The following is a 5,274-nucleotide window of genomic DNA, read 5'->3' as shown; positions in this document are numbered from 1 at the left end:
GCAGCGCGGGACGCTGGTCGGGGGTGACTTCTTCGACGTGCGGGACGGGCCGTTCGGGGTGCGGGCGGTGATGGGCGATGTGCAGGGGCACGGGCTGTCGGCCGTGGCGACGGTGGCGTCGCTGCTGGGGGCGTTCCGGGAAGCTGTGCTCGACCGGCCGGAGTTGGAGTCGGTGGCGGCGCGGCTCGACCGCAGGCTCGTGGTGGACTCCGCGCGGTCGCCGCACGCGGAGTTGTTCGCCACGGCCGTACTGCTGGAGTTCTCGGCGGACGCGCGGGCGGTACGGATCGTGGCCTGCGGGCATCCGGCTCCGGTGGTGCTGCGCGAGGGGAGGGTCACGGAGATCGACATCGTGCCGTGGACGCCGCTCGGTCTCGGTCTGGCCGACTCGGGCCCGCTCGGTGCCGTCACCGTGCCGCTGCTGCCCGGGGACCGGCTGTTCCTGGCGTCCGACGGGGTGTGGGAGGCACGGGACGCCTCCGGTGTCTTCTATCCGTTCACCGGCCGGCTGGCCACGCTCGCGGACGGCGACCCGGCCGACCTGGCGGAGCGGGTGTGGGCCGATGTGCTGCGGTACTCGGAGGAGATCCGGGACGACGTGACCATGCTCGTCCTGACCCCCGACGGCTGAGGGTCACCGCGCCTCCTGCTCCCCCTCCGCGTCGATGTGCGGCAGGATCCGGTCCAGGAACCGCGGTGTCCACCAGGCGTGCCGGCCCAGCAGGGTCATGACCGCGGGCACCATCAGCAGGCGTACGACCGTGGCGTCGATCAGCACGCTGACGGCCAGGCCGAGGCCGAGCATCTTGACCACGATGTTGTCGCTGAGGACGAAGGCCGCGAAGACGCTGACCATGATCAGTGCGGCGCAGGTGATGACACGGGCGGTGATCTCCAGGGCGTGGGCGACGGACGCCTCGGCGTCGCCCGTGCGCAGCCAGGCCTCGTGGACGCGGGAGAGCAGGAAGATCTCGTAGTCCATGCTCAGGCCGAAGATGATCGCGAACATCATCATCGGGACGTAGCTCTCGATGGGGACCTTGCCGGAGACACCCAACGACGGGCCGCCCCAGCCCCACTGGAAGACGGCGACGACGACGCCGTAGGAGGCGGCGATCGAGAGCACATTGAGGACGGCGGCCTTGAGGGCGACGAGGAGGCCGCGGAACACGGCGAGGATGATCAGGAAGGCCAGGGCGACGACCACGCCGATGATCAGGGGCAGCCGGCTCGACACGATGTCGCGGAAGTCGACCTGCGCCGCCGTGGTGCCGGTGACGTAGCCCTTGGCGGAGGTGCCGGAGACCGCGTCCGGGAGGGTGTCGTGGACCAGCCGGTTGGTGAGGTCGGTGGTGGAGGCGCTCTGCGGGGACTGCTTGGAGTAGACGGTGCCGACCAGGACGTCCCCGTCCTTGGTGGTCGTCAGAGAGGTGACCTTGGCGACGCCCTGCACCCCGTCGAGCGTCTTCTGCGCCTGGGTGGTGAGGTCCTGGCGCTGGGAGGACGGGACGGACGTCTGGTCGATGACGATGGTGAGCGGGCCGTTGGAGCCGGGCCCGAAGGCGTCGGTCATCAGGTCGTAGGCGCGCCGGTCGGTGAACGAGGTGGGGTCGGCGCCGTCGCCGATGTGCCCGAGCTGGATCGAGAAGACCGGGATCGCGAGGACGACCACGGCGGCCACTCCCGCCGCGAGGAAGGTCCACGGCCGGTGTTCCACGCGCTGCGCGTAGCGGTGCCAGGTGCCCGTGGGTTCGGTGCCCGGTTCGGCGTCGGTCTCGGCGACCGGGCGGCGCACCCGGTAGCGGTCGATGCGTTTGCCGATCAGCCCGAGCAGGGCGGGCACGAGGGTGAGCGCGCCGATGACCGCCGACACGACCGTGACGGCGGCGGCGAGCCCGAGTTTGCCGATGAAGGGCACACCGGACACGAACAGTCCGGCCAGCGCGATGATCACGGTGCAGCCCGAGACGAGGACGGCCCGGCCGCTGGTGGCGGTGGCCTGTCCGGCGGCGCGCACGGGATCGCTGCCGTTCATGAGGTTCTGCCGGTGCCGGGTGATCAGGAACAGGGCGTAGTCGATGCCGACACCGAGTCCGATCATCGTCGCCAGGGTGGGTGACACCGTCGCGAAGGTGAAGGCAGCCGCCAGCAGTCCGAGGCAGGCGAGTCCGCCGATCACGCCGACCAGCGCGGTCACCAGGGGCATCGCGGCGGCGATCACACTGCCGAAGCCGATCAGGAGGACGACGATCGCCACGGCGAACCCGATGAGTTCGCTGACCCGGTCGTCGGCGGCGGGCCGGGCGAGTTCGCCGAGCGGTCCGCCGTACTCGACCTGGGCTCCGGCGGCGCGCAACGGCTTCACGGAGTTGTCGACGCCGTGGAGGTAGCCGTCACTGAGGGTGGACGGCTGGACGTCGAAGCGGATGGTGATGTAGCCGGTCTTCGCGTCGGACGACAGGGGCCCCACGTTCTGACCGGAGGATGTCGGCGGCTGTGTTCCGGGCTGTGGCAGCGGGTTCTGCACCGACAGGACGTGCGGAAGCTTCTGCAGGTCGCCGACCGTCTCGGACATCTGCGAGTCCAGGGAGGTCAGTGCCTTGTCCTTGTCGTGCAGGACGATCTGGCTGCTGTAGCCCCCGGCCGCCGGGTCGTGTTCCTTCAGTACCTGCAGACCGTGCTGGGACTGGACGCCGGACAGCGAGAAGTCGTCCGAATAGTCGCCTCCGAAGGACCTGTTGAGGACCTGGAGCGCGGCCAGCGCGACCAGCCAGGCGACGATGACGATCACGAAGTGCCGGGCGCACCACTCCCCCAGCCGCCGCAGCATCCCCTTGGCTGTGGTCCCGCTGCCCCCTGCACTGGAATCCGTGGGCGTCATGACCTCGGCCTTTTCCGCCAGGGGACATTCCCGACACTCCCATTAGACGCCCGCGGGATCACTCCGGCATCTCGGGCCCGTGCTCAGGCGGCGGTCATCCCACGTCCCACAGGAACCGGTGGGTGTGGATGCCGAAGTACGGGAACGACTGGACACTCCGGACCCCTTCGACCGGCCGCACCACGTCGTTCACGAAGTCCAGCAGGTCACGCGGTCCGGGCGTGACCACCTCGGCGAACAGGTCGAAGCCGCCGGAGGTGAGCACGGAGTACACCACCTCGTCGCGCAGGGCGAGTTCGTCGGCGACCGTACGCGGGTCGCCGTCCACCTCGATGCCGAGCATGGCCATGGCCTGGCCGCCCATGGCCATCGGGTCGGTCACCCCGACGACCTGAACAGCCTTGGAATCCAACAGGCGTTGGAGCCGCTGCCGGGCGGCCGACGCCGACAGACCGACCTTCGGTCCGAGATCGGCGTAGGCGATACGTCCGTCGGTCTGCAGTTCGCGCAGGATGGCCCGGTCGATGTCGTCCACGTGCTTGTTCTCCAACTCCCTTTGTCAGCGCGCCAGTTCGGCGAGCGCGTCGGCGAAGACCCGGGTGTGGGTGTCGACGTCCTGCTCGGTGGTGTCGGGGCACATCAGCGCCATGCTGTGGAACGGGGTGAGCAGAATGCCCCGGTTGGCGAGGTAGAGGTGCAGGAAGTCCTCCAACTCCGGGTCCCCGGCGGCCTCGGACTCGGTGCCGGTGCGCGGGGCCGGGGAAGCGAAGCGGTATTCGCTGCGGGCGCCGAGGCGGCTCACCGTCCAGGGCAGCGCGTGGGCGTCGATGCCGTCCTGCACGCCTGCGGCGAAGCGCTCCGACAGCTTCGCCATGCGGGCGAACGCCTCGTCGGTCAGGACGTGTTCGAGCGTGGCGCGCATCGCGGCGACGGAGAGCGCGTTGCCGGCGAGGGTGCCGCCGACCCCGCCCATGTCGACCAGGTCCAGGTCGGCGCGGCCGAGCAGCCGGTCGGCGAGTTCGGCGGAGAGGCCGTAGGCACCGGCCGGGATGCCGCCGCCGATCGCCTTGCCGATGGTGAGCAGGTCGGGTTCGAGGTCCCAGGCGGCGGTGCAGCCGCCCGGTCCTGCGGAGAAGGTGTGGGTCTCGTCGATGATGAGCAACGTGCCGTAGCGCACGGTGAGTTCGCGTACGGCGGCCAGGTAGCCGGGCTCGGGCAGCACGATGCCGATGTTGGTGAGCGCGGGCTCCATGAGGACGGCGGCGACGTCACCGTGCGCCAACTCCCGTTCCAGCTGGGCGGGATCGTTGAACTCGGCGACGCGGCTGGTGAGTGTGACGTCGCAGGGGGCGCCGACGTTTCCGGGGCGGGCCGCACCCCGGCCGTCCGGTCCGACGACGATGAGGGACTCGTCGACGCTGCCGTGGTAGCTGTAGCTGTTCACCAGGATCTTGGGGCGGTCGGTGACGGCCCGGGCGAGCCGGATCGCCCAGCGGTTGGCGTCGGTAGCGGTGAGCGAGAAGCTCCAGCGGGCGAGCCCGAAGCGGCGGGTGAGTTCGGCGCCGACCCACTCGGCGTCCTCGGTGGGCAGCATCGCCGTGGCGCCGCCCTGTTCGGCGAACCGGCGCTGGACCGCCTCCGCGACCACGGCGGGCGAGTGGCCGGCCATGGCTCCGGTGTCGCCGAGGCTGAAGTCGATGTACTCGTGGCCGTCGATGTCGGTGACGCGGGCGCCCCGGGCGGTGTCGAGGTAGCGGGGGAAGGCTCCGGCGGTCTTGTTCATCCAGGTCATCGGCACCCGCCCGAAGAGGTGCTCGGCACGGGCGTAGGCGGCCTTCGAGCGCGGGTTGCGCCGCTCGGCCTCGGCGCTCTCCCGGGCGAGCAGGTCCTGGAGGCGAACGCGGTCCATGGAATACCCCGGTGATGTCGGCAATGGAATGTCCGGACGATACGACTGAAAGTGCAGCATGAGCAAGGCATAACCACTGAATCGGCTGTCGCAACGATCGATTCATTCGCGTGGCGCGCCTTCAGCAGACGCTTCACCGGCAAGGAGGACGCGGCGCTCGACCCCGTCCGGGGGCTACAGCGACCGCATCGACGCGCTGCTGAAGGCCGTCGGGAGGTGGAGCAAGTCCCGCCCGATCGCCGGGAGTTGCGGTACCCCCATCAGACGCATCGTCTCGACGAGTTCCGCCGTCAGGTCCCCGATCATGCGGGTCACGCCCGCGGCACCGGCCAGGGACAGCGCCCACAGGGTCGGGCGACCGACGAACACGGCGCGGGCTCCCAGGGCGAGCGCGGCGAAGACGTGGGTGCCGCGCCGCAGTCCGCCGTCCACGTACACCTCGGCGCCCGTACCGGCGACCGCGTCGACCACCTCCGGCAGCGCC

General features: G+C 70.4%; 5 protein-coding genes. 1 reads left to right on the top strand and 4 read right to left on the bottom strand.

What is annotated here, in order from left to right:
* Window positions 1–631 (top strand): PP2C family protein-serine/threonine phosphatase (locus R6V09_RS45165; RefSeq protein ID WP_317887291.1); only part of this gene is annotated, 631 nt, incomplete at its 5' end.
* A 3-nt stretch (window positions 632–634) separates the two neighbouring features.
* Here R6V09_RS45165 and R6V09_RS45160 read toward each other — a convergent pair.
* The 4 genes from R6V09_RS45160 to R6V09_RS45145 form a co-directional block, all read right to left on the bottom strand.
* Entirely contained in the window at window positions 635–2,881 is a 2,247-nt protein-coding gene (locus R6V09_RS45160) for an MMPL family transporter (protein WP_317887290.1), read from the bottom strand.
* Window positions 2,882–2,975: 94 nt separating this feature from the next.
* A complete protein-coding gene (locus R6V09_RS45155; protein ID WP_317887292.1) occupies window positions 2,976–3,416 on the bottom strand; it encodes an Lrp/AsnC family transcriptional regulator in 441 nt (146 codons plus the stop codon).
* A gap of 24 nt (window positions 3,417–3,440) precedes the next feature.
* Window positions 3,441–4,790 carry a transaminase gene (locus tag R6V09_RS45150; RefSeq protein ID WP_317887289.1) on the bottom strand — a complete coding sequence of 450 codons (1,350 nt, stop codon included), beginning with the start codon at window positions 4,788–4,790 and terminating at the stop codon, window positions 3,441–3,443.
* 174 nt (window positions 4,791–4,964) lie between these two features.
* Window positions 4,965–5,274, bottom strand: a 310-nt coding sequence (locus R6V09_RS45145; RefSeq protein ID WP_317887288.1) for an alpha-hydroxy-acid oxidizing protein, incomplete at its 5' end; no start/stop codon positions are given.

It is taken from the genome of Streptomyces sp. W16 (assembly GCF_033194735.1).
GTDB lineage: Bacteria > Actinomycetota > Actinomycetes > Streptomycetales > Streptomycetaceae > Streptomyces.
Note: the sequence above shows the minus strand (reverse complement) of the source record. Positions and strands in the feature narration are given on the sequence as shown.

Bases quoted from the DNA above. Each gene is read 5' to 3' on its own strand.
- R6V09_RS45160 (WP_317887290.1), bottom strand. From the start codon at position 2,881: ATGACGCCCACGGATTCCAGTGCAGGGGGCAGCGGGACCACAGCCAAG.
- R6V09_RS45150 (WP_317887289.1), bottom strand. From the start codon at position 4,790: ATGGACCGCGTTCGCCTCCAGGACCTGCTCGCCCGGGAGAGCGCCGAG.